Source organism: Psychrobacter sp. CAM01 (assembly GCF_032842965.1).
Taxonomy (GTDB): domain Bacteria; phylum Pseudomonadota; class Gammaproteobacteria; order Pseudomonadales; family Moraxellaceae; genus Psychrobacter; species Psychrobacter celer.
The window spans coordinates 1-25,821 of the sequence record NZ_JAWJBL010000007.1; the positions used below are offsets into that span (position 1 = coordinate 1).

At 47.7% G+C, this 25,821-nt stretch carries 19 protein-coding genes; 16 read left to right on the forward strand and 3 right to left on the reverse strand.

The window, feature by feature from the left end:
- Positions 1-757: 757 nt before the first annotated feature.
- The 4 genes from thrS to rnr all read left to right on the forward strand — a co-directional run bounded on the left by thrS (position 758) and on the right by rnr (position 7,363).
- Positions 758-2,692, forward strand: a complete 1,935-nt coding sequence (thrS, locus tag R0I52_RS03470) for a threonine--tRNA ligase (protein WP_317053178.1) — start codon at positions 758-760, stop codon at positions 2,690-2,692.
- Between the two features lie 23 nt (positions 2,693-2,715).
- Positions 2,716-3,219, forward strand: coding sequence for a translation initiation factor IF-3 (infC, locus tag R0I52_RS03475; RefSeq protein WP_289055297.1), 504 nt, complete (start codon positions 2,716-2,718; stop codon positions 3,217-3,219).
- A 480-nt stretch (positions 3,220-3,699) separates the two neighbouring features.
- Complete coding sequence (locus R0I52_RS03480; protein WP_317053179.1) at positions 3,700-4,944, forward strand: toxic anion resistance protein; 1,245 nt, start codon at positions 3,700-3,702, stop codon at positions 4,942-4,944.
- A gap of 142 nt (positions 4,945-5,086) precedes the next feature.
- Positions 5,087-7,363, forward strand: coding sequence for a ribonuclease R (rnr, locus tag R0I52_RS03485; protein ID WP_317053180.1), 2,277 nt, complete (start codon positions 5,087-5,089; stop codon positions 7,361-7,363).
- 79 nt (positions 7,364-7,442) lie between these two features.
- Here rnr and R0I52_RS03490 read toward each other — a convergent pair whose 3' ends face one another.
- The 3 genes from R0I52_RS03490 to hisA all read right to left on the reverse strand — a co-directional run bounded on the left by R0I52_RS03490 (position 7,443) and on the right by hisA (position 10,629).
- Positions 7,443-7,730, reverse strand: coding sequence for a hypothetical protein (locus R0I52_RS03490; protein WP_317053181.1), 288 nt, complete (start codon positions 7,728-7,730; stop codon positions 7,443-7,445).
- A 270-nt stretch (positions 7,731-8,000) separates the two neighbouring features.
- Complete coding sequence (locus tag R0I52_RS03495; protein WP_317053182.1) at positions 8,001-9,653, reverse strand: mechanosensitive ion channel family protein; 1,653 nt, start codon at positions 9,651-9,653, stop codon at positions 8,001-8,003.
- Positions 9,654-9,891: 238 nt separating this feature from the next.
- Entirely contained in the window at positions 9,892-10,629 is a 738-nt protein-coding gene (gene hisA, locus R0I52_RS03500; RefSeq protein WP_192995118.1) for a 1-(5-phosphoribosyl)-5-[(5-phosphoribosylamino)methylideneamino]imidazole-4-carboxamide isomerase, read from the reverse strand.
- A 1,131-nt stretch (positions 10,630-11,760) separates the two neighbouring features.
- Between hisA and R0I52_RS03505 the strand changes: the two genes are divergently transcribed.
- The 12 genes from R0I52_RS03505 (at position 11,761) to R0I52_RS03560 (ending at position 25,529) form a co-directional block, all read left to right on the forward strand.
- On the forward strand, positions 11,761-13,113 hold the full coding sequence (locus tag R0I52_RS03505; protein WP_317053183.1) for a Na(+)-translocating NADH-quinone reductase subunit A: 1,353 nt from the start codon (positions 11,761-11,763) through the stop codon (positions 13,111-13,113).
- A gap of 5 nt (positions 13,114-13,118) precedes the next feature.
- A complete protein-coding gene (locus tag R0I52_RS03510; RefSeq protein WP_201585297.1) occupies positions 13,119-14,354 on the forward strand; it encodes an NADH:ubiquinone reductase (Na(+)-transporting) subunit B in 1,236 nt (411 codons plus the stop codon).
- Complete coding sequence (locus R0I52_RS03515) at positions 14,335-15,237, forward strand: Na(+)-translocating NADH-quinone reductase subunit C (protein ID WP_317053184.1); 903 nt, start codon at positions 14,335-14,337, stop codon at positions 15,235-15,237. The genes R0I52_RS03510 and R0I52_RS03515 overlap by 20 nt, the downstream gene beginning before the upstream one ends.
- A gap of 1 nt (position 15,238) precedes the next feature.
- Entirely contained in the window at positions 15,239-15,910 is a 672-nt protein-coding gene (locus R0I52_RS03520) for an NADH:ubiquinone reductase (Na(+)-transporting) subunit D (RefSeq protein WP_075101260.1), read from the forward strand.
- A complete protein-coding gene (gene nqrE, locus R0I52_RS03525; RefSeq protein ID WP_075101261.1) occupies positions 15,910-16,518 on the forward strand; it encodes an NADH:ubiquinone reductase (Na(+)-transporting) subunit E in 609 nt (202 codons plus the stop codon). The genes R0I52_RS03520 and nqrE overlap by 1 nt, the downstream gene beginning before the upstream one ends.
- 121 nt (positions 16,519-16,639) lie before the next feature.
- The gene (gene nqrF, locus R0I52_RS03530; RefSeq protein WP_317053185.1) at positions 16,640-17,875 is read left to right on the forward strand and encodes an NADH:ubiquinone reductase (Na(+)-transporting) subunit F; all 1,236 of its coding nucleotides are present in this window, start codon (positions 16,640-16,642) and stop codon (positions 17,873-17,875) included.
- A 290-nt stretch (positions 17,876-18,165) separates the two neighbouring features.
- Entirely contained in the window at positions 18,166-19,251 is a 1,086-nt protein-coding gene (locus R0I52_RS03535; protein WP_317053212.1) for an FAD:protein FMN transferase, read from the forward strand.
- Positions 19,252-19,372: 121 nt separating this feature from the next.
- Entirely contained in the window at positions 19,373-19,618 is a 246-nt protein-coding gene (gene nqrM / locus R0I52_RS03540; protein ID WP_075101264.1) for a (Na+)-NQR maturation NqrM, read from the forward strand.
- A 376-nt stretch (positions 19,619-19,994) separates the two neighbouring features.
- Positions 19,995-21,245, forward strand: a complete 1,251-nt coding sequence (locus R0I52_RS03545; RefSeq protein WP_192995126.1) for a CynX/NimT family MFS transporter — start codon at positions 19,995-19,997, stop codon at positions 21,243-21,245.
- A 96-nt stretch (positions 21,246-21,341) separates the two neighbouring features.
- Complete coding sequence (locus R0I52_RS03550; RefSeq protein ID WP_410524029.1) at positions 21,342-22,130, forward strand: arylesterase; 789 nt, start codon at positions 21,342-21,344, stop codon at positions 22,128-22,130.
- A gap of 67 nt (positions 22,131-22,197) precedes the next feature.
- Positions 22,198-22,884: an ABC transporter ATP-binding protein gene (locus tag R0I52_RS03555; RefSeq protein WP_317053188.1), complete on the forward strand. Its 687-nt coding sequence runs from the start codon at positions 22,198-22,200 to the stop codon at positions 22,882-22,884.
- Positions 22,881-25,529 (forward strand): ABC transporter permease, encoded by a 2,649-nt coding sequence (locus tag R0I52_RS03560; protein WP_317053189.1) that lies wholly within the window; start codon positions 22,881-22,883, stop codon positions 25,527-25,529. The genes R0I52_RS03555 and R0I52_RS03560 overlap by 4 nt, the downstream gene beginning before the upstream one ends.
- The last annotated feature ends 292 nt before the right edge of the window (positions 25,530-25,821 follow it).

The window sequence follows — 25,821 nt, forward strand, 5'->3', positions numbered from 1 at the left end:
TCTAGCGAGCCGACTATCATATCATAACGATTTGGTTTGTCAAGCTTTTTATCTAATTTGTTTCTCAAGGTTCGCTGCGTTGTTACTATGTAATTCACCCTAGTAATGCTTAGCTCGTCCTGATGAGGTGCGTATTATAGAGAGTTTCTGACGGGTGTCAACTGCTTTTTGATAAGTTTTTTAATTGTTTTTGAGAAATGCAAAATAAATTAGTGTTTTCAGTAGGTTAGAAAACGAACTTTTTAGAACGATGCTATGACTTAAACCATCATCATTCCATTAGTTATATACGGGCAGCAAAGCTGGCGTTATCTATTACCTATTGAAATTTGCTCAACAGATACTTATATAGTCAATCCGATATAAACACGATACAGCGAGATGAAACGTTATTTTTCATAGCATCGCTAATTAGATAATTTTAAAGCATCAAGCGCTGCATCAACACTTAAACAGTCGCCGTGCTGACGCCGCTTGTCATAATACTTTTGTCACTTTGTATCTATAGTCTCTAACCTAGAGTTGCTAGGCAGTGTTTGCTATAATAGTGGCTTTTATGACACTACCTTGCAATACTAAAGTGAGACTTTAAATAAAGTGGCCAAAAGCCTGCTCTTAATATCGTCTCAACCTAGTGTTTTGGGTGGTACTTTTCTTAACATATCACAGCAGTTAGATATAATTGATGTGGTCTTACGGTTATATGATTGATGGTTGCAATCATCACTGCCAACGGACCCAAAAAGGTGAATAGATTATGGTAGCGATTACTTTACCAGATGGTAGCGTGAAAAACTTTGAAGGCAATACAACCGTCATGGAAGTGGCGCAGAGTATTGGTGCAGGACTTGCCAAAGCAACGGTCGCTGGGCGCGTCGATGGTCACTTGGTCGATGCACACGATCCGATCACCCATGATGCCAAAGTTGAAATCGTGACGCCAAAAGACGCTGATGGTGTCGATATCATTCGCCACTCCTGCGCCCACTTGTTAGGTCATGCAGTAAAGCAGCTCTATCCAGAGGTAAAAATGGTCATCGGACCGGTCATCGAAGATGGTTTTTATTACGACATCTATAGCGAGACGCCGTTTACCCCTGAGCATATGGCAGCCATCGAAAAACGCATGATGCAACTGATCAAACAAGATTATGATGTCATCAAAAAAATGACACCGCGCGATGAAGTCATCAAGATATTCGAAGCGCGCGGCGAAGATTATAAGCTGAAACTGATCAACGATATGCCGGGCGAAGAAGCTTTTGGCCTATATCACCATCAAGAATACGTCGATATGTGCCGTGGCCCGCACGTGCCAAACACGCGCTTCTTAAAAGTATTTAAACTGACCAAAATGTCAGGCGCATACTGGCGCGGTGATGCCAAAAACGAGCAGCTACAACGTATCTATGGTACGGCGTGGGCTGATAAAAAAGATCTAAAAGCCTATATCCAGCGTATTGAAGAAGCAGAAAAACGCGACCACCGTAAAATCGGTAAAGCGCTCAATCTGTTTCATATGCAGGAGCAAGCGCCGGGCATGGTGTTTTGGCACCCTAATGGTTGGACGATTTATCAAGTGCTTGAGCAATACATGCGCAAAGTCCAACACGATCACGGCTATGAAGAAATCAAAACGCCGCAAATCGTTGATCGTAGCTTGTGGGAGCGCTCAGGACACTGGGGCAACTATGCCACCAATATGTTTACCACCGCCAGCGAAAACCGTGATTATGCGGTAAAGCCAATGAACTGCCCATGTCACGTGCAAGTATTTAACCAAGGCCTAAAATCATATCGTGATTTGCCACTGCGTATGGCAGAGTTTGGCTCGTGTCACCGTAACGAGCCCTCAGGCTCATTGCACGGCTTGATGCGCGTACGCGGCTTTACTCAAGATGATGCGCATATCTTTTGTACCGCAGCACAAATTCAGCAAGAGGTCGCTGACTTTATTAAACTGACCCTAAAAGTCTACGAAGACTTCGGTTTTGATAACATCATCATGAAGCTCTCCACCCGCCCTGAAAAGCGTGTCGGCTCTGATGAGTCTTGGGATTTTGCCGAAAAAGCTTTGGCCGATGCTCTCGATAGCTCAGGTCTCGACTGGGAATACTTGCCGGGTGAAGGCGCGTTTTATGGTCCGAAGATTGAATTTAGTCTAAAAGACTCTCTAGGCCGTGTCTGGCAATGCGGTACCATTCAGGTCGATCCCAATATGCCAGAGCGTCTTGATGCTGAGTTTGTCAACGAGCAAAACGAGCGTGAAACCCCCATCATGCTACACCGTGCTATCTTAGGATCGTTCGAGCGTTTCATCGGTATTTTAATCGAACACTATGCAGGCTGGATGCCAGTATGGCTTGCACCCAAGCAAGTGGTGGTGATGAATATCACTGATAAGCAAGCAGAGGCTTGTGAAAATGTGGTTAATGAGCTGAAAAACGTCGGTATTCGAGCCGTTAGCGACTTGCGTAACGAAAAGATTGGATTTAAGATACGAGAGAAAACATTAGAACGTATCCCCTATATGCTAGTATTAGGAGATAAAGAGATCGAAACGGGCAGCGTCAATGTCCGGACGCGTGAAGGTGAAAACCTTGGCGTGATGAGCATCTCTGACTTTATGACATTAGTACAGACCGCTGTTGGTAAAAAAGGCCGACAGCCCCCAAAAACAGATGAGGAGTAATACCTATTAAACAGTCCAACCGTTTGAACATCAACGAAGATATCAAAGCTAAAGAAGTCCGACTCGTTAAAGAAGACGGCGAACAAATGGGCGTGGTCGATATCGAAACCGCGATGAAAGCGGCGCGTGATGAAAACTTAGATTTGGTCGAATTGGTTCCCGAAGCAAAACCGCCTGTATGTAAGATCATGGATTATAAGCATTTCTTATATGATCAAAAGCAAAAGGCGAAAGAAGCTAAGAAAAACCAAAAGCAGACTCAGCTTAAAGAGATGAAACTACGCCCTAGTACTGAAGAGGCGGATTATCAAGTTAAGCTGCGTAAAATCATCAGTTTCTTAGAAAACCAAGATAAGGTTAAGATTAGCATTCGTTTCCGTGGACGTGAAATGGCGCACCAAGAGATTGGTCGCAAGCAACTAGACCGTATCATTGAAGATACCGCTGATATCTCAAACGTCGAACAATATCCTAAGATGGAAGGTCGTCAGATGGGTATGCTGCTCGGCCCAACTAAGAAAAAGTAATCGATTGACCAGATTACTATGTTAGTGGCGGCTGTCAATTGCATGCTAATCCGTCGATGTTAGATACTGTCGATATTGGTTAATATGGATACTTATACTGTTGACCATCAATATGCTTCGGGATATTGATGGTTTTTTCATATATAGGCTGACCTGCCTTTTTATCGTAAGCGGCGACATTGTCTTTATCAGCTATAGCTTTTATCACCTATAACTTTTATCAGTCATAGCGTTTTTAAACGCTGTTTTTGGTATCACAAGCTAACGCTATTTTACAAAACCTATCTTCTCAAGTTTTTTATTACCAGTTAGTCTAAATCTTAACGGTCCTATATTTATTCGTCTCTATAAAAACACCGGCCTTGACATACAGGCCGCGACTTGTCTTTTAAATACAACAATACCCGATATAGTCGACACTACATAAATCAGCACGGATGTATGACTGACTTTTTCCCTTTAGATATTATAGGAAGCTTTATGCAAGAATTGACACCACCAGAAAATGCCGCTGCGCCAAGCATTTCACTGACGCCGCCTGAGCCCGTCAAAGAAATACAAAAGAGTGAAGCCGACCAGATGGTGACCCTCGATAAAAGCCAAATACCAGAGCTCGATGCTAAAGTTGATGCTTTTGTCGATCATGTCATCACCAACTCTGTACATAGCCCTGAGTTTCAGCAAAATGTCCAGTCCATACACAACTTAGGCAATAAAGAGATTCGTGAGTCCGCGCAAGTTTCTAATCGTATGCTCGAGCTACCAGCAAAGAGCATCAACGACAATCTGTTTGATAACTCCCCTATCGCCAAATCTCTGACAGAGCTGCGCGGTATCGTCGAAGACTTGGACCCCAGTAAAAAAGATTTGACCAGCTCACGCAAGCTGTTTGGCCTTATTCCTTTTGGCAACAAGGTACAAGATTACTTTCGTCAGTACGAGTCAGCGCAGTCACATATCAATGCCGTAGTGACCAGTCTTTATAACGGCAAAGACGAGCTGCTCAAAGACAATGCCATGATTGAGCAAGAAAAAGTCAATATGTGGGAACTGATGCAATCGATTCGTCAGTACATCTATGTGGGCAAAAAAATCGATGAGCAGTTGGAGCAAAAAGTCTATGCCATCGAGGCGACTGACCCAGAAAAAGCGCGCATCATCAAAGAAGAGATGCTGTTTTATGTGCGCCAAAAAAACACCGACTTTTTGACGCAGTTGGCCGTCAACGTCCAAGGTTATTTGGCACTTGATACCATTCGCAAAAACAATCTGGAGCTAATCAAAGGTGTCGATCGTGCGACTACGACGACCATCTCAGCACTACGCACGGCGGTGGTGGTCGCACAAGCGATGACCAATCAAAAACTGGTACTTGATCAAATCACTGCGCTGAATAAAACCACCAGCAGTTTGATCGAATCGACCTCTGCGATGCTCAAACGTCAATCGGGTGAGATCCATGAGCAGGCGACCAGTAGCAGTATCGAGCTTGATAAACTGCAAAACGCCTTCAATAATGTCTACGATACGATGGACATGATTGGCAATTATAAAGTTGAAGCGCTAGAAAATATGAAGCAAACGGTCAATACCTTAACCACTGAAGTCGATAAAGCGCAAAAGTATCTCGATAAATCCAATCAGACCACGGTGCTAGAAGTCTCAACAGAATTAGACAGCAAAAAAATCACCGATAAGTCCAGTTCGGTAGATATTGATATTTGATGGGTTTTTTCAGCTGTCTTTTCTAAAAGCAGACAGCTTGTTGCGACTTAATACAGATTAGGCGATTGACGCAAGATATTGTATCGTCGTTCGTGTTAAGATAACCCTTATTAATAATTTTAAAAAATAGATACGGTAATTTATGAGTTGGAACGATCCAAACGCCTCAAGTGAGGCAAAAAGATATGACAATCCTATCCCTAGTCGCGAGCTGATACTCAGCACGATTAATGAGCATGGCGAAGTCACTCACAAGCAGCTGGCGCAGATCTTTGAAATTGAAGATCCAGATCAGTTTGATGCGCTGGGCAATCGCCTAAAAGCCATGGCACGCGACGGTCAAGTAAACCGTGAAGGTCGTCCTTATCGTTATCGGACAGTGACCAAGCAAGACGTGGTCACCGGTACTGTGTCTGCACACCCCAAAGGTTTTGGCTTCGTGCTATTAGAAGACATGCCCGATTTGTTTTTGCACGAAAAACAAATGCGTTGGGTATTTAATGGCGATACGGTAGCCGCAATCGGCACCTCAACAGACAACCGCGGTCGCACTGAAGGCCGCATCGTCGATATCGTAGAGCGTCGTCAAAACAGCTTTATCGGTACGCTAACACGGGATGACGAAGGCTACTGTGTCGAGCTTGGTAGTCCAAACCATCATCAACCCATCACTGTTACTGATGACAACGTACAGGCTCTAAACGCTAAGCAAGGCGCGCCTGTCAAAATCGACATCATCGACTGGCCAAACCAGCACGAGTTTGCTACTGGCAAAATCACTGAAGTCCTCTCCGATGATAACGACCGCGAGCTGATCATCGAAACGACTTTGCTCAATTATGATATTCCATCAGAATTTAGTGAAGCGGCTCTCAAGCAAGCCAATGATTACGAGGAGCCTACTGAGAAAGACCTAAAGGGTCGTACTGACTTACGTCATTTACCCCTAGTCACCATCGATGGTGAAGACGCACGCGACTTCGACGATGCGGTATATGCCGAAAAACGCTCAGGTGGTAACTACCGCGTCTTAGTAGCTATCGCAGATGTCAGCCACTACGTCACGCCAAACTCGCCATTAGATAAAGACGCGTATGAGCGCGGTACGTCAGTATACTTCCCGCATCGTGTGATTCCGATGCTCCCTGAAGTATTGTCGAATGGTCTTTGTTCGCTAAACCCTGATCTTGATCGGCTATGTATGGTGGCTGATATCAAGATATCGCGTGCTGGTAAAATCACAGGCTATGAGTTTTATCCAGGTGTGATGCACTCACAAGCACGCTTGACATACAACCAAGTCAACGCGTATTTTGACAATCCAAAAGACAAAAACGTGCCTGATTCTTTGACAGGCAATAAAGACGTCAAAAAATCAATTGATACACTGCATCAACTCTACGAGCTGCTTTTGAAAAAACGCGAAGAGCGCCATGCGATGGAGTTTGAGACAGTAGAGACCTACATTAAGTTTGATGAAAAAGGTGGCATCGAAGCAATATTGCCACGTACGCGCGGCGATGCGCAAAAGCTGATCGAAGAATGTATGCTACTGGCCAATACTTGTGCGGCAAACTTTGCTCTTAAGCATGAGCTGCCTGTCTTGTATCGCAACCACGATCAGCCAGATAGCGAAAAATCCATGCGTATCCATGAGTACGCCAAAAACTTTGGCTTAAGCTTCCCAGAAGAGAGCCCAACGCAGGCCGACTATCAGCGTATCATCGAAGCCACCAAAGACAGACCCGATGCCATTAGCATCCATAGCATGCTGCTGCGCTCGATGATGCAGGCCAACTACGCGCCTGACAACATCGGTCACTTTGGCTTGGCATATGACGAGTATAGTCACTTTACTTCGCCTATCCGCCGTTACCCTGATTTGATGCTACATCGTGCGATCAAGGCAAAAGTCACGGGTAGCAAGCAGCCAGTGATGGATTTTTCACTCGAAGGCGCAGGCACGCAAACCTCAGATACCGAGCGCCGTGCCGAAAAAGCTTCGCGCTTTGTGGAGTCATGGCTCAAATGTCACTACATGAAAGATCATGTCGGTGAAGAATTCAATGGTGTGGTAACCACCGTGACGAGTTTTGGCTTATTTGTCACCTTGACTGATTTGTATATCGACGGTCTGGTGCATATCTCAAACGTCGGCGATGACTTCTTTGTCTATGATGAGACGCAGCAGCAGCTTATCGGTAAAGACAAAGGCACACTGTTTGGTCTGGGCGATTTGGTCAAAGTCAAAGTCGCAGGCGTCAATATGGACTTGCTACAAATTGACTTTGATTTACAAGCCAAGCTACAAGCCAGTGAGATGAACCAAACCAAAAAAGACCAAGCTAAAAAACCACCAGCCAAAAAATCATCAGCTAAAAAGAGCAGTAATCGCAAAGGCTCAAGCAAAAAAAGCTAAGCTACATAAGATTTGGTAGATAAAGACGTATTGATAAAAAAGGCTAACCCAGTGTTAGCCTTTTTTTGTGCCCGCTACGCTACTGGGCATTAGCCACTTGCGCGACTCGCTGCTGCTCGGCTCGCTGTGCGTGCTCTATCTGCGTGGTGGCATCATCCAAGATGGCCTTGGGCTGCTGACCTAACGGCTGACTGGCGATATTTTCTCCAGTCTTTGCACCTGTACCTATCACGGTCTCCGCCTCAGCGCTATTATTACTTACTAGCATCTCTCTGTGCTTATCACGCTGATGCCCGCTTATCAGATTAAAACCCAATAATGCCGCCATGCCCACAAGTGCGAAAATAATCAGATGTTTCATTTGCATAAAAGTGTCTCGTCTCTAGATAATCATCAAATATCTATTTTATTGCACTTTTTATGCCGTTTTTTAGGGCGTGTTCGCATTTTAAGAATGGTGATAAAAATAAGATAAATTGCTGCTAAACATTACAGCCAAACATTGCCACTAAATAAAAAAGATAGCACAGATAATCTCGAGATATTAGTCGGCTATTTGACACCGTTTGGTCAGATTTAGCCATTTTTCACTCATGTAGGTGGCTATCGATTGAATTGAAGACAGGCGTTAAGCTGATTATTCTTGCGGGCTATTGTTATTTAGCAAATCAGTCTCATCTGAGTTTTCGGCAATTTCTTGCTCAACCTTTTCCATCAGCTTATCATCGGGGCGGGCATCGAGGACATCGCTGGCACTGCGGCCTTGCAGGATAGTTTTGGCACGGGCTTTTGCTTGCTCTTTATCTTTATCATCGGCGGAGCTTGGCACTTGATTGCTTGAGGTAGCGCTGGGCACGGTGGTCGTGAGGGTACCCGAGGTGACGTTGTTTTGTGGCATATGCTCAAAAGCTTGCTCTAATTTATGGTTAAAACGCAGTCGATAAATGGGCTCAGGTAAGCTAAAGCCTTCATCTTCTAGCGCGTGCTTGGTCTCGCGAATAGCGATACTACGCGCCTTAGAAAAATCGGTCTCGGATTGATCCACCCATACCTGAAACTCTAAAATAATATTTGAGTCGCCGACATTGGTAATGACGGCAATCGCTTTTGGCTCATCTAAGACAAACGCTAGCTGGTGTATCGCATCTAGCCCAACCTTGATGGCTGCCAGTGGGTCATCGTTGGCGTCCACACCCAGCTCAAAAGTAAAGCGGCGCTCAGGGTTTTTGGTGTAATTTAAAATAGTGCCTTTAAAGACCTCGGCATTCGGAATGCGTAGCTGGTTGCCATCTAAAGTCATCAAAATAGTCGCCCGCGATGTCAGGCGCACGACGATACCCTCTTGCCCATTGATGACAATGTGGTCACGCGCGCGAAACGGCTGACGAATGCTAAGCATGAGTGAGGCAATATAGTTTTCAATGGTGTCTTTGACCGCAAAACCAACCGCGATACCGATCACGCCTGCCCCGCCCAGTAGCGTACCCAAAACAGTCTCTGCGCCGATCAGACTCAGCGCCAAAATCAGACCAAAGATGATAAAAATAACTTTGATGGTTTGGGCCAGTAGCTCTGCCACAAATGGATTTGGCGTCAGACGTTGCCACATGTTTTTGCGATTAGAGAGCCAGCTGCCAAACCAAGCCACCAAGGCAAACAGCACAATACCGACCAATAGTAGCGGTAATGCCTTCACTAGATTGGTCACCTGTGCTTTTAGGCCTTGATAGACAGTAGTGACGTTGTCTTGTACATCGAGGGTGCGATTGATTCGGTCTTCGACCGTGACCACATCTGTCAAGCGATTGGTCAAGTTAATGGCTTGCTGCGCCTTTTTTTCATTGGGCGTCTCTCCTGTCAGGGTAACCACCCCTTGCGTCACGCTGACATTGACCGTTTGCAGCCCGTTTATTTCTGAAAATATGCCAGTGATACGTTGGCGGATATCATTGTCTGTTTGCGGAGTTGGCGTGGTCTCGATTTGCGCGTTATTGGTGCTCTCACCACTGATGATGGGCGGCAGGGTAGGCTCAGGTGACGGCTCTAGGATCTCTGGCGTCTCAGCTATGCTGTCAGAGGTAGCAGGTGCTGGCTCGGCATTGCCTTCATCAAGCGCTTCTGCATTGTCAACATTGTCACCACTGAGCACAGCGCTAATGGAGGCGGCGTCTTCAATAACTGCATGAGCTGGCAGCTGACTAAGCAGCGCCAATAGCAACAGCAGCTGACCGCACATACTGGCCAGACGGCGGATGATGGTGGGCATTTTTTGCGTTAGATAAATCGACATAAGCATCCTTTGCTTGTTGCATCATTGCCAAAACCTCAAGGTCTCATGCAAGCGTGATCCCTGCTCTTTGTCTTACCTTATCAGCTAGACGTAAGTCTATCTACGATAAAGTAAACATACGGCTATTTGCTTGACGCCGCGGCTATGGCGCAGCAAACAGATAGCCATAGCGCGTTGCCTATCCTCACCATTGAGCGCTGAGCCTAGCAAGTAATTTTTTAGCAAATTTTCGGTGAGCTTAGCTGTCTAGGTATGCTTGAGCAGCACGCAAATCGAGTGTGCCTTCGTAGATAGCGCGGCCAGTGATGATACCCTCGATACAGTCACCATAGGGTTTTAGTAGCTCGATATCTTTTATGTCGGTCACGCCGCCTGAGGCAATCACAGGCAGGCCACCTTCGCGAGCTAGATTGACTGTCTGTTCAACGTTGACGCCTTGCATCATGCCATCACGGGCGATGTCGGTATAGACGATTGACGATACGCCTACATCGGCAAAGCGCTTGGCCAGCTCAGTGGCGCGAGTATCAGTAACATTTGCCCAGCCATGGGTTGCCACCATGCCATCTTTGGCATCGATACCCACGATGATATGACCTGCAAACTCACGGCAAGCTTCAGTGACAAAGTCGGGATCTTCGACTGCTTTGGTGCCGATAATAATATACGTCAAGCCTGCGGTGATGTACTGCTCGATGGTGTTCATATTACGCACACCGCCGCCCAACTGGATAGGCAGGGTTGGGTAAGCCTTGGCGATGTCATTGACCACTTGTCTATGTACTGGTACCCCATCAAACGCGCCATTTAAGTCCACCAAATGTAAGCGGCGAGCACCTTCTTCTACCCAGCGCGCCGCCATGGCCACAGGATCGTCAGAAAACACCGTATCATCCTCCATACGGCCTTGCTTTAAGCGCACACATTTACCATCTTTTAAATCAATCGCCGGAATAATGACAGGCACAGCACACATAGGACATTCCTTATAACGCACAAATAAAATAAGTAATCAATATATCACTGAATCAAAATATGACTGATATCGAAATACCATCTAGACAGCCACTTGATATATCGCTGATGACAGAGCTATACCGCAGAGCGTTTTGAAATCAGTGGCTAACAAAATCAGTCAGAATATAGTATCAGTAAATTCTCTTCGTGTTGGCTCAAATCTGAATAATTCAAACAACAAATAATGCCAAAAACTTAACAATCATAACCATAAGTTTTAGCAGGCAGAATCACTGGAAACATTAGGTAAATTCACTTACCGGCTGGCAATTTTAGGTCAATTTAGCGTATAATCCTAGGTAAATTTGTATTTGTTTCTATATGATAGCAACCATGCGCCACACTTTTTTCAGTTAACCATCACTGAAGTGCTCATGGCGGTCAGGATGAATCGAGCAACAGCTAAATGAACCAGTACAATATTGGCTGACAGTTGGCTAAAAGGGTTAACGTAACAATCTTCAATGCCAGTCTGAGAGCAGACTGCGCTGCGCCATTACCCTTGAGACGTCTTTTTATATATCTCCCTTACATCCCTATCATGAGATAACGCCTTAGAAAGTCACTTCTAGATTACCAGCGGCAGATGGTCATACACCGTATGTCTACCAGCGGCAGGACTAGTGTGGCTTTGACCAGTTTATCTATCTTTGTAGATTACTTGGCTGCGTTTTTATGTCATTGGCTCTGCAACAAAAAGCCAGTTCATAAAGCGACAATCGTGCTGGTTTACAGGTTTTAATTTTCAATGAAACGTATGATGGAGCTGTTTACGATCAATGCAGTCGCTTTTGGCCAACGCCCAAAGTGAGTGCGTTTGGTTTGATGGTTTTAGCATACACCTTGGTAGCCAGTCGCCAACTTTGGTAATTCGAATAAGACATTAACGTGTTGTTAAGGAGTCTAAGGTCAGCGTTAATACTCTTACTAGCAGTGATACTCTTGCGTTGTTTTCAAAGCCTTATATATCTCTATCCTACTATAGGAATAGCGAGTTGAGGGCTTTATTAAATGACGCAGATGTTCATGCTGCCGATATACCAAACAGGACGTCTGGTATCGTTTTAGACTATGGACTAAGTTTTCGCTTATGATTACCATCAAAAAAGGTTTGGATTTGCCCATCACCGGTGAACCCTCCCGCGAGATATCTGAGCACCAACCAACACATGTAGCAGTCATTGGCTATGATTATGTGGGTATGAAGCCCACAATGAATGTCAAAGAAGGTGATGTCGTAGCTAAAGGCCAGCCCGTTTTTGAAGACAAAAAACGTGTTGGTGTTATCTACACTGCCCCTGCTGCTGGTAAGGTCGTCGCGATCAATCGCGGCGAGCGCCGAGTGTTTGAAAGCCTTGTGATTGCGGTCGACCCAAACGGTGAAGAAGTAGACTTCGAGCGCTATGACTCCCAGCAACTTGCTGACCTAGACTCGAAGGTCGTTGAAACCCAACTGCTGGCCTCTGGCGAATGGACTGCGTTTCGTACGCGTCCCTATAGCCGCACACCAGAAATCGGTGCCCGTCCGCATGCCATCTTTGTCACCGCCATGGATACCAATCCACTTGCGTTTGACCCGATGCTGCTGATCAATGAGGAGCTGCAAGCGTTCAATGACGGTCTCGCAGTATTATCTACCCTCAGCCCTAAGACTTTCGTCTGTCATCATGGTGATGCTAGCCTGACGCCCGTTGCAAAAACCGCGGCAAATAACGTCACTGAGTACCATAGTTTTGCAGGTAAGCACCCAGCAGGACTGGCCGGCACGCACATTCACTTTTTGCATCCAATCATGCGCGGTGTTACCGTCTGGACGATTGGCTATCAAGACGTGATTGCTATCGGTAAGCTATTTACCACTGGCCGCCTATACACGCGCCGTATGATTAGCTTGGCAGGCCCTGCAGTTAATACTCCACATCTGATCGCAACCGAGCGCGGTGCTGACATCACAGCATTGACCAAAGGCCAACTGGCCGCTGGTGAAAACCGTGTCATCTCAGGCTCAGTGCTGTCAGGACGCAAGCTGTTTAGCAACATCGCTTATCTTGGCCGCTTTCACAACCAAGTCAGTGCCCTACCTGAAGGCCGTGAGCGCCCAGCATTTCACTTCTTTACCGCTGGTAAAAACCGCTTCTCTAAACTGCCGATCTATATCTCGCAGTTTTTTGGTGGTAAAAAATACAACTTCACCACCACCAGCAACGGCTCACCGCGTGCGATGGTACCCATCGGTGTCTATGAAGAAGTCATGCCGCAAGATTATCTGCCAACACAGCTACTACGTGCCTTGATTGTTGAGGACATCGTTAGCGCCGTTGATTTGGGCGCACTCGAATTGGACGAAGAAGATTTGGCATTATGCACCTTCGTCTCTCCTGGCAAATATGAATTCGGTGATATCTTGCGTGATAACTTAACGCGCATTGAGCTGGAGGGCTAACCACGATGAAATTTTTACACAATATGTTCGATCGTATGGAGCCGTCTTTTACCAAGGGTGGCAAACACGAAAAGTACTATGCCATCTTTGAGATGTTCGATACGTTTTTGCGTCAGCCAGGTACCACTACCTACGCCTCGTCACACGTGCGCGATGGTATCGATCTCAAACGCATCATGATTACCGTCTGGCTCTGTACCTTCCCTGCGATGTTTTGGGGTATGTACAATATCGGCCACCAAGCATTAACTGCCATCGCTCAGCTAGGCTTGCAGCCTGAAGGCTGGCGCACGGTCATCACCAGCATGGCAGGCTACAACCCTGATAGTATTTGGGCCAGCTTTGTCTATGGGGCCATGCAGTTCTTACCCATTTATATCGTCACCTTCGCGGTTGGTATTCTCTGTGAGATTATCTTTGCCGTGGTGCGCGGCCATGAAGTCAACGAAGGTTTCTTTGTGACCTCAGTGCTCTTTGCGCTTTGTCTACCGCCAGATATCCCATTATGGCAAGTCGCCTTGGGTATCATCTTTGGTGTGGTCGTGGCAAAAGAGGTCTTCGGTGGTACGGGTAAAAACTTCCTAAACCCTGCCCTATCAGGTCGTGCCTTCCTCTACTTTGCCTATCCAGCGTATATGTCTGGTGACTCAATCTGGACGGCGGTGGACGGCTTCTCTGGCGCGACACCGCTTGGTCTTGCAGCGCTTGGCGTCTCTCCACAAGATTTCGTCGATGTCTATGGTAATGCCATCACTTGGAGTGATGCGTTCTTGGGCAACATGCAAGGCAGTATCGGTGAAGTCTCTACGCTCGCGATCCTCATGGGTGCGGCCGTACTACTGTGGACGCGTATCGCCTCATGGCGCATCATGGCAGGCTGTGTGGTCGGCCTCATCGCCACCTCGCTGGTCTTTAACATGATCGGCTCAGAAGACAATCTGATGATGAACTTACCGTTTTATTGGCACTTGGTCATTGGTGGCTTCGCTTTCGGTGCGGTATTTATGGCAACCGATCCTGTCTCTGCTGCGCATACCAATAAAGGCCGCTGGGCGTATGGCATCTTGATTGGCTTTATGACCGTATTGATTCGCGTCGTCAACCCAGCCTTCCCAGAAGGCATCATGCTGGCCATTTTATTCGCCAACTTATTTGCTCCATTGTTTGATTACTTTGTTACCCAGGCAAACATCAAACGTCAAACTGCTCGGAGGGTTCGTTATGTCCAAGCCCAAAAGTAATAACGCAAAAACCATCAGCGTTGCACTGACGCTATGTTTGGTGTGCTCTGTATTGGTCTCGGCAGTTGCTGTTGGTCTAAAACCAGCACAAATCGAAAATGCTCGCTTAGACCGTAACAAAAACATCCTCGTTGCCGCTGGCATGTACAATGCTGAGTCAGATACTGCAAGCGATGTGGCTGAGCGTTTTAAAGATTTTGATGTCGAGATCATCGACCTAAACAAAGGCGACTATCTCGATGATGACGCGCTAAAAGCCGCTGGCATCCCTGATCGCAACGCCTATGACGCCAGTCAAGCGACCAAAAACCAAGCCTTGAGTGAAGACTTGGGCGACAACGATCCTGCTGGTATTGGCCGTAAGCCAAAATATGCCAAAGTCTACGTAAAAAGCGACGACGCTGGCAATCCTGAAATGGTGGTGCTACCGATTCAAGGCTATGGCCTATGGGGCACGATCTACGGTTTCTTAACGCTCGAGAGCGACATGAATACCATCAAAGGTATCAGTTTTTATGAGCATAAAGAAACCCCAGGGCTCGGTGCTCGTATCGAAGAGCCAGAGTGGCGCGCCCAATGGAGCGGCATCCAGTCGTATGACGAAAATGGCAATGTGGCCACTGGCGTGACCAAAGCTGGCACACCAAAAGACAACTGGGTCGACGGCATCAGCGGTGCAACCTTAACGGGTCGCGGTGTCAGCAATATGATTCAGTTTTGGCTGGGTGAGCAAGGCTATAAGCCTTATCTAGATAAGCTGCGCCAAGATAGTGGTCAAACGATTGACAATGCAGACACGCAAGCCAGTCAAGCGACGCTGACAGCTGAACCGAACACCGAACTGGCAGCGCTGCCGCCAGTAGCAAACGGCAAGGAGGCATAACATGGCTGACACCAAAAGTATTTTAACCACGCCTATCTTTGACAATAACCCCATTGCCCTACAGATCCTAGGTATCTGCTCGGCATTGGCAGTCACCACCAGCATGGCCAACGCCATGGTGATGTGTGTGGCCTTGACACTGGTAACGGCGTTTTCGAGCTTTTTTATCTCTATCATCCGTAAGCAAATCCCATCGAGCATTCGTATTATCGTTCAGATGACGATTATTGCCTCGTTGGTTATTTTGGTCGATCAGGTACTAAAAGCGGTGGCTTATGATGTGAGTAAAGGTCTATCGGTCTTCGTTGGTTTGATCATTACCAACTGTATCGTGATGGGCCGTGCCGAAGCCTTTGCCATGAGCAATCCGCCTGTCCCCAGCTTTTTGGATGGGATCGGTAACGGTCTTGGGTATTCAGCGGTATTGTTATTTGTCGCAACCATCCGTGAGCTACTCGGTGCCGGTACCTGGTTTGGTATCACCATCTTGCAGCCTGTCACTGATGGCGGCTGGTATATTCCAAACGGTTTGTTATTACTACCACCGTCAGCATTCTTTATCATCGGTTTGTTTATCGCCATCGTGCGTATCTGGAAACCAGAACAAGTTGAAGACGCTGAGTTTGTCATGAAGCCGCAATCTAAAGGCATGGTACATGGAGGCGGTCACTAATGGGACACTATGTTAGTTTATTTATAACCTCAGTCTTTATCGAGAATATGGCGCTAGCCTACTTCTTAGGTATGTGTACCTTTTTGGCGGTGTCCAAAAAAGTCTCAACGGCCATAGGTCTTGGGGTCGCGGTCATTGTCGTGATGGCCATCACCGTACCGCTAAACAATCTGTTGTTTCAGTTTATCCTAAAAAGTGGGGCGCTGGCATGGGCAGGTTTTCCTGATATTGACCTAAGCTTCTTAGGCCTACTCAGTTATATCGGTCTGATTGCTGCGACGGTACAGATTCTAGAGATGTTCTTAGATAAGTTCGTTCCAAGCTTGTATAACGCGCTTGGGGTGTTCTTACCGCTGATTACTGTTAACTGTGCCATCTTGGGTGGTGTTCTGTTTATGGTGGAGCGTGACTACAACTTTAGCGAATCGGTCGTATATGGCGTGGGCGCAGGTTTTGGTTGGGCATTGGCGATTACCGCATTGGCTGGCATCCGTGAAAAGCTCAAATACTCAGACATCCCAGCACCGCTACGTGGTCTTGGTATTACCTTTATCACGGTTGGTCTGATGTCACTTGGCTTTATGTCTTTTGGCGGTATGTCAATCTAAACCGCTACGCTGAAAAGCCTAGTTAGCGATTTGACCTATTTAATTCATTTATTCGGTAGGGGTAGCAGTAGACGCTGGGCGTCCTGTTACTCCCCTACTCCATAGATTAAGGATACATATCATGGATTATGCTACGGCGATTGGTGGCGTTGCTATGTTTACCTTGATCATCATGGGCCTTGTCGCCATTATTTTGGCGGCGCGCTCAAGACTGGTCAGTTCAGGTGATGTTACCATCCATATCAATGATAATCCCGATAATGACGTTGTGACACCAGCGGGCGGCAAGCTACTGCAAACCCTAGCAAGCGAAGGTATTTTCTTATCTTCAGCTTGTGGTGGCGGTGGTACGTGCGCGCAGTGTCGTTGCCGCGTTATTGAAGGTGGCGGTTCTATCCTGCCCACCGAAGAAGGCTACTTTACGCAAGGCGAGATTCGCAATCATATGCGCTTAGCCTGTCAGGTAGCTGTCAAGCAAGACATGAAAATCGAGATCGACCCTGAGTTTTTCGATGTACAAAAATGGGAATGTGAAGTTATCTCTAACGATAACGTGGCAACCTTTATCAAAGAGCTGGTACTTAAGATTCCAGAAGGCGAGGAAGTCAACTTCCGCGCTGGTGGCTATGTACAGTTAGAAGCGCCGCCGCACGAAGTGCACTACAAAGATTTTGATATCGGCGAAGAGTATCGTGAAGACTGGGAAAAGTTCGGCGTCTTTAAATACGTCTCAAAAGTCGATGAGCCCGTGATTCGTGCGTACTCGATGGCCAACTACCCAGAAGAAAAAGGTATCATCAAGTTTAATATCCGTATCGCCAGTCCACCGCCGCGTGGCCCTGAAGGTATCCCGCCGGGCAAGATGTCGTCTTGGGTATTTAGCCTAAAACCTGGCGATAAGGTGACCGTATCAGGCCCGTATGGTGAGTTTTTTGCCAAAGATACCGATGCTGAGATGATCTTCGTTGGGGGCGGTGCTGGTATGGCACCGATGCGCTCGCACATCTTCGATCAGCTAAAACGTCTAAACTCTAAGCGTAAAATTAGCTTTTGGTACGGTGCGCGCTCGATTCGTGAAATGTTCTATGTCGAAGATTACGATCAGCTCGAAGAAGAGTTCGATAACTTTGAGTGGCATGTGGCGCTATCTGATCCATTACCAGAAGATAACTGGGATGGTCCGACCGGCTTTATCCATAATGTGCTACTTGAAAATTACCTAAAAGACCATCCAAACCCAGAAGACTGTGAATACTACATGTGTGGGCCACCGATGATGAACGCGGCGGTAATTGACATGCTCCATAGTTTGGGCGTGGAGGATGAAAACATCCTACTTGATGACTTCGGTGGTTAAGTAAAAAAGCAACACTAAAAGCGATAGTAAAAAAAGAGTCTCAAGTGAGGCTCTTTTTTTTGTCAAAAGATTTACCGCTAAGAAAAGCACTGACTCAAAACTTGAACTAAAATCTGAGGCAACGCTATTGGCCTTATAGGTGATAAGGGGTGTAAAATAGGAGAGGTTTAGCGCCGTTATTCGTTGACGCTCCATTCACCCCTTTGCCTTATCAAGCTGTGATGACTCATATGACAAATGTAACCTCGTTTTTTGCCGCGCCTCAATCCATACGCCCGACCTTACTGACGATGACCACTGTAGGCGCTATACTGAGCCTCAGTGCCTGCCAGCAGCTCCCTGACTATGACTACCTAAGCGGAGAAACAATGGGCACCAGCTATCATATTAGCTATCAGTTACCAGCAGGGTCGGATGAAGCGGCCATACAAGCAGCCATTGATCAGCGGCTGCAACAGATCAATGATAGCATGTCGACCTATCAATCTGACTCTACTATCTCTAAGTTCAACCAACTAGGAAAAGACACACCCATAGCGATCGATGCCGACTTTGCGCATGTGCTTGAGGTGTCGCGCACCGTCTATCAGCAGTCCGGCGGTGCCTTTGATCCAACAGTGATGCCCCTAGTAGAGACGTGGGGTTTTGGTAGTACCATGACCGTCGAGCGCTTACAAAATCCGCCCACTGCGCTCGAGATCGCTCAAGCAAAAGCCTTGGTCGATTTTGACAGTATCGTACAAGATCAGCAAAGCATCTACAAAACCAAAGAAGGCGTGGGGCTGGATTTTTCTGCGGTGGCAAAAGGCTATGGCGTCGATGTCATCGCTGATGTGCTCAAAAAAGACTATCAAATCAAAAACTATATGGTGGAGATAGGCGGCGAGATTGCGACCTCTGGTGTCAACAAACAAAAACAACCTTGGCAAATCGCTATCGACGCCCCTATCGAAGACAGCACCGTCAGTGAGCGCGAGACCATATCAGCGATTCGCCAACCTATCAGCACGGCCAATCAAATGCATCTGGCGACCTCTGGCAACTACCGCAACTCTGTGGTGTTCGATGGCGAGCGCTATAGCCATACCATCGACCCCACCACGGGCACTCCCATCGCGGGCGGCGCGCCTTCTGTCACTGTCGCCGCAGAGTCTGTGGCGCTGGCCGATGCGTGGGCGACGGCGCTGACTGCCATGCCGTATCAGCAGGCGCTAGACGTCGCTCAAAAGCAAAACCTAGCGGCGATGTTTGTGGTATTAGCCGATACCGATCGTGATAGTGATAAAAAAACCACCAAAGACGCTGACAATATTGGGAAATGGCAAGTGGTACAGACACCAGCGATGCAAGCATTACGCGCCGACAAACCCTTGTAAACTGCCAGCTGCATGCGCCAAACATCTTGATACACTCAAGCGGCATCTGCAAAAATCTGCTATACTATAAAGGTGTTGTCTTTATAGATGACAGCCCTATTTTTAATACGAGGTTTCCTCTATGTTTACTCAATTGCTCCCCATGCTTGCGATTACCTTTACCGTATTTGTGCTGTTTTTTGTCTTTATGGGTATTGGATATATGGTGAAAAAAAAGCCCCTAAAAGGCTCTTGCGGCGGGGTGGCCAAACTGATGGGCGACGAGCATTGCTCATTTTGTGGCAACGACCCAAACAAGTGCGACTCACTCATCGCCGAGCAGCAAGAAACCGCGCTTAAAGCCGCTCAGTTAGGCAAATCTGTCTAGAGTAGATATAAATACCGCGTCTGTTACCATACGCTGGTAGTATTTAGTCATCAATTGTTCTTATAATAGCGTCAAACTCTACAAAATAGAGTTGGCGCTATTTTTCTTGTGCCATATTCGTTTTGTTAGCTTTATAAGCCGCTGATGTTTTATAAATCTAGAATCAAACCTTCATCGTTATCATCCATATACTAAGTTTGCCCTGCTTGAGAGGGCAGCAAGTTCATATGACAGGCTTTCTGCCCGTGTTGTAAAGCCCTAACGGCTTTTCTAACTCATCGTTTTAATGAGACTTTTCTGGTGTTATTTGGTAAGCGGCGCTGCGGCGACGCTATCTAATGACGTGTTTTTTATTTTATATAATAGTCGTGCTGCCATGTCTACCTCCGCAAATATGTCTGCTTCTCAAACGAAAGCGTCAAAATCCTCCATCCCGCCATCATCACGCTTTACTTTTTGGCTGGTGTTATGTGCGATCGTATTACTTGCGACCAACATGCGCGCACCTATCGTGGCGCTTGGCTCTATCGCACCTGTGGTGCAAGAAGCGCTCGGTATCTCTGAGACTGAGCTTGGCTGGCTGGGCGCAGTGCCGATGCTGACTTTTGCCTTGGGCGCGCTTATCTCGCCTGCCATCAGTAAGCGCTTTGGGCTTGAGAATACCTTGATTGCGATGATTGCCCTGCTGACGATTGGCATGGTCATCCGCTCGGTGATTCCGACTTGGATTGGCTTTTTGAGCGGGACGGTATTACTAACGCTGGCCATCGGTTTTGCCAATACCTTGGCCGCGCCTGTCATCAAACAGCGCACGCCCAATCACATACCGCTGGTAACAGGCTGCTTTAGCTTGACCTTGACCGTCGCAGCAGGCATCGTCGCCGGCGTGGTGCTGCCGTTATCTGAGCAGTTTGGTTGGCAGTGGGCGCTTGGCGGTTGGGCGCTTTTGGGCTTTTTTGCCTTGGTTTTGTGGGTGTTTTTGCGGGTGCGGCTAGGCTCATCGACACGGGTAGTGGCGCCGCTCGCTACCGGCTCATCAGACATTTCGGTATGGCGCTCAGCATTTGCTTGGCAGATTGCGGTGTTTATGGGTCTGCAGTCTTTGTTGTTTTATACCGTTGCCAGTTTTTTACCGTCGATTTGGCTCAGTAAGGGGCTGTCTGCGGTGAGTGCTGGACAAATGGGATCGGTGTTTCAGTTTATGGCACCGGTGGCGATTTTGAGCCTGACGTGGCTGGTCAATCGCGGTCGACCGATTCAGGCACTGGCCGTCTTTGCCGCCGCCTTAAACGTATTTGGTGTATTGGGCATCATGTACCTATCGACCGACCTTGCTTGGCTGTGGTCTGGGCTCATGGGCATGGGCTGTTCGGCGATTTTTACCTTAAGTATGATGCTGTTTTCGATGCGCACTTATACCGCCAACCAATCCAGCGAGTTGTCTGGTATGGCGCAGGCAGTGGGGTATCTACTGGCGTTTTTTGGTCCGCTTGGTACTGGCTGGATCCATGATGCCACAGGCAGTTGGGACTTGGCGCTGTTTATGCTGCTGATCTTGATGATCATCAACGTCGTGATGGCATGGCTGGTCAGTCGCCCAATCATGGTCGATGGTAAGCACGTTTAACATCGGCTTAACCCCAAATCACGGTAACCTTATCATAATATTGGTCGCGATCTTATTTTGCTACACTGGTTTGATTGCTTATAGGATAGACTACGTATTATGAAACCATCTTCTCGTTTGACTTCGCACCTACCGGTGGCGGCTCTCTTAGCCATGACGATGGCCACCACTGGTTGTCAAAAATCGCCTGATAATGCTGATACCACGCCAGCCGACAGCACACAACCAACCCCGCCTATCAGCCAAACTACTCAAACCAGTCAGACTGCCGACACATCATCCCCCTCACGGTTGGATGAGCAGCAAGCAGCGCTGACAATCTTGGCGCTGGGCGACTCCTTGACCGAAGGCTTGGGCGTGTCGCCTGAAGATAACTACCCTGCCCAACTAGAAGCTCAGTTAAAAAAAATGGGCTATTCCAATATCACTGTCGTCAATTCCGGCTTGAGCGGCGAGACCAGCACAGGGCTGGTCAATCGCTTGGATTGGGTGCTACAGACCAAACCTGATATCACCATACTGACCATCGGTGCTAATGATGCCATGCGCGGTATAGAAGTCGCCACTATCGAAAATAACATCCGTACCGCCATCAAACGCTTGCAAGCAGGTGGCAGCGAAGTCATTTTGGGCGGCATGCAGATTTATGACAATCTTGGCTCAGACTACGTAGAGTCGTTTGCCGCGATTTATCCGCGCATCGCCGAAGACACGGGGGTTACGCTGATTCCGTTCTTTTTGGACGGGGTGGGCGGTGATGCCGCTCTCAACCAAGCGGATGCCATTCACCCGACTAAAGAGGGCTATCGCATGATCGTTAATGAAAATGTTTTGCCAGTGCTTACGCCCAAGCTAGAAAAAATAGTCGAAAGTGAGCGTAATTAAAGGCGCTTATCTATAGCTGCTTCACTTCGATGCCCTATGGCCTTAAACCAACCAACCGGAACTGCCCATGAACGCCACACTTACCAGTAACGCCATACTCAGTGCCGAGCATTTACATAAAACCGTGCAAGTCGGTGAGCAATCGCTGGCCATCATCAAAGACGTCAGTATCCATGTCGATGCCGGCGAGTTTGTGGTGATTATGGGCAAATCAGGCTCAGGTAAATCCACCTTGCTGGGTCTACTGGCCGCGCTTGATTATCCCGATAGTGGCTCGGTTACGCTGGCTGGACAAACGCTAAGCGCTCTTGATGAAGAGGCGCTAGCGGTGATTCGTCAGCGCGAGATGGGCTTTGTCTTTCAGTCTTTTCATCTACTGCCGACCTTGAGCGTGTGCGAAAATATCGCTTTTCCGCTAGATATCGCCAGACGCCCTGATAAGACCCGGGTCGACACCTTAATCGAAGCAGTCGGGCTCGGCCATCGACGTGATAGCTTGCCCAGTCAACTATCCGGCGGTGAGCAGCAGCGTACCGCCGTCGCCCGCGCTTTGGTATCGCGCCCCAAAATCGTTTTTGCTGATGAGCCAACCGGTAATTTGGACGAGCAAAACGCTGACCAAGTCATGCAATTATTGTTAGATTTACGGCAGCAAACCGGTTCCGCGCTGGTGGTAGTAACGCATGACCCAGCGCTTGCCCAGATGGCTGACCGTGTCATCACCATGCAAGATGGCAGGGTTTTATCATCATGACTCATCGCCCCTCTACCAAGCCTACCGCCTCTGCTCATAATCCATCAACACCTTCGGCTGGTCTTATTGGTCAATGGTTTACTCGCAATTTAGGTACGCAAGCCCTCACCCGTAGCTGGTGGCGACGCTGGGTGTATCCGGTATTGTTTTTATTGACGCTAACGCTATCACTGGCCACTTATCTGACTTTGGATTCGATTCAGCAATCGGTCAATACCTATATCAATGACAATCAACGGGCACTGGTCGGTGGCGATTTAATCCTAAACAGCAAGCAAGACTGGTCAAGCGATATCACCGCTCAAGTAGAGACGCTAGCGGACACTCAGGTTGTCTATGACTATCAGTTTAGCGCTATGGTGGTCACTGATGAGCAAACTTTATTATCACGGGTCAAAGCGGTAACGCCAAGCTATCCTTTATATGGCGAAGTTGAGCTGGCATCAGGGCAATCACTATGGCGGCAACTGACGACTGACAGCGTGGTGGTTGCTCCTGAAGTACTCACAAGTCTCGAAGCAGAGATCGGTGATGTCATCACCCTCGGTGAGGCGCAATTCACCATCAGCGACGTGCTCATTAAAGAGCCGGATCGCCCCTTGACTGCCTTTGGTTTTGGTGGTCGTGTTCTCATGGCGGCCGATGCCCTTGCAGCAACCGAGCTGCTCGGTCAGCGTAGTCGCATTAACTATCGTATCGAGATGGCGGGAGATGCCGAGACGATAGCGGCGCAGCAAGTAAAGCTTGAACAGCTACTCGACAGCCACCCTGATATCGAGCTGTCCGATGCCCAGTCAGCTGATACGGCAGTCTCCAACATCTCTGATAATGTGTTGATGTTTTTAAAGCTGCTGGTCATTGCGGTGTTGCTGCTCTCTGCTGTCGCTATGTATGGAGTGATTAGTGCCTTTGTCGCCAGACAGCAAGCCAATAACGCCATAAGACTGGCATTGGGCGAGCCCCTTGATGCGGTTAAAATCAGCTATTATCGGCTGTTACTCACGACTGCCATGATCGCCAGTGTCGTCGCTGTGGTGCTCAGCTTTGGACTACTGCAAGTCGGGCAACCTTATCTATCGGCTATTTTGCCTGCTGATATTGGTTTGAGTATCCGTACTATTAGTGTAATTAAAACTCTAGTTATCGCCATCATACTTACCTTGGTCATTACCCAGCGTGGTCTCAGTTCGCTAAAGACCACCAAGCCTGCCACCTTGCTCAATCAAGGCGCTGGTCAGTCGTCACGCACTCAATCTTGGTATCAGCGTGTGCCTGTTCTTTGGTATGGACTGATGTTGATTGGACTGTACTTATTCTTTACCTTTGAGGTTGGCTCGTGGGTGCTCTCCGCCCAACTGCTCGCCGGCCTTATCGGCTTTGTCGCTATCTTTTGGGCGCTGGCACGGGGTTGGCTGTGGTTGTTATCACGTCTATCAAAGACGGGTAAGGTCGGCTGGATGCAGCGTACTGCTATTCATAACTTGGCCCGTAAAGGCAATCAATCGACGTTGTTTTTTGTGACTTTGTCGCTGTCGGTGGCGGTACTGACGATGATTACCACTTTAAATCACAGTATTAATGCTCAGTTTATCAATGCTTATCCTGAAGATGCGCCCAATATCTTTTTACTCGATGTACGAAGTGATCAGCACGACAGTATTAATGACATTCTTAAAGTGCCTGTCAGTTATTATCCTGTAGTGCGGGCAAGAGTGGTCAGCGCTGATGGCGTGACTGCACAAGATATTGACACGAGTGGCGGTGGCGATGATCCCACACGGGTCTTCAACTTAAGCTATGCCGATAGTGTCATGGATACTGAGTATATCGTCGATGCGGTAACCGAAGACACGCTCTACACACCGATCGCTGATCAAAACACCCCTCAAGATGCGGACCAAGATAAGGGGGTATCGCCATTACAGCAAACAAAGCCGCTCTCTATCTTGGATACGGCTGCCGATCTGCTAAATGTCGGTATGGGTGATGAGATCGTCTTTAATATTCAGGGTATCGAGCTGACCGGTGAGATCACCAGTATTCGCTCTCGCTTTGAGCGTGGGCCCAGTCCGTATTTTTATTTTTTGTTTGAGCCATCGGTGCTGTCCAGCGCGCCGCAAATCCAGTTTGCCACCGCGCATATCCCTGAGGACCGTATCGCCGAGGTACAAGGTCAGCTGGTACGCAAGTTCCCTGCTGTCACCACCATTGACGGTACCGCTATCGCCGAGCAAGTCCAAGATTTGGTCGTGCAAATGAGCCGCTTGGTCTATGTCTTCACCCTACTGGCATTGCTAACAGGCGTCATGGTATTGATCAGCTCGCTCCTCTCAACCTCACAGGACCGTATGACCGAGAGCGCCTCATTTCGCTTGCTGGGGATGCAAAAGCGCGATTTATATATGCTTAATATCTTGGAGATTGGTGTACTAGGGGTGAGCGCGGCGGTGTTTGCGATGACTATCGCTAGTGTTGGTGCGTGGTTTGTGATTACTCAGTGGTTTGACTTACGCTATAGTGTGCCGTGGATGAGCTTAAGCATTGGCGGTGCAGCATTGGTTGTCTTGTTATTTGGTATTGCTATTATCTATGTGCGATTGGTGATTGGACGTGGGATTATGGCAAGGGTTCGGGCTATGATTTGAGGTGAAAAGCGTTAAAAAATTGCAGTGCAATTTTAGCTTCGCAAGGAAAAATTCCTTAAAGGGAATTTTTTGATTGTTGATTTAGTAAAGGTAAATAACGTGTTAGTTGTAGCTAATCCTGCTATCCGCTATTATCTGCCAGTCTAGGCAAGGCGGTCGTTATCGTTTGAGCCGTTCCTGTTACCTCGAGACCATCTCAAAACGATACGTCCGCAACTCGCCTAGCCCGTCAGGATATCCGCTGCTATCAGGGCTAAACCGCTTTTGTAGTATGAGCCGAGTTAAACTGCTA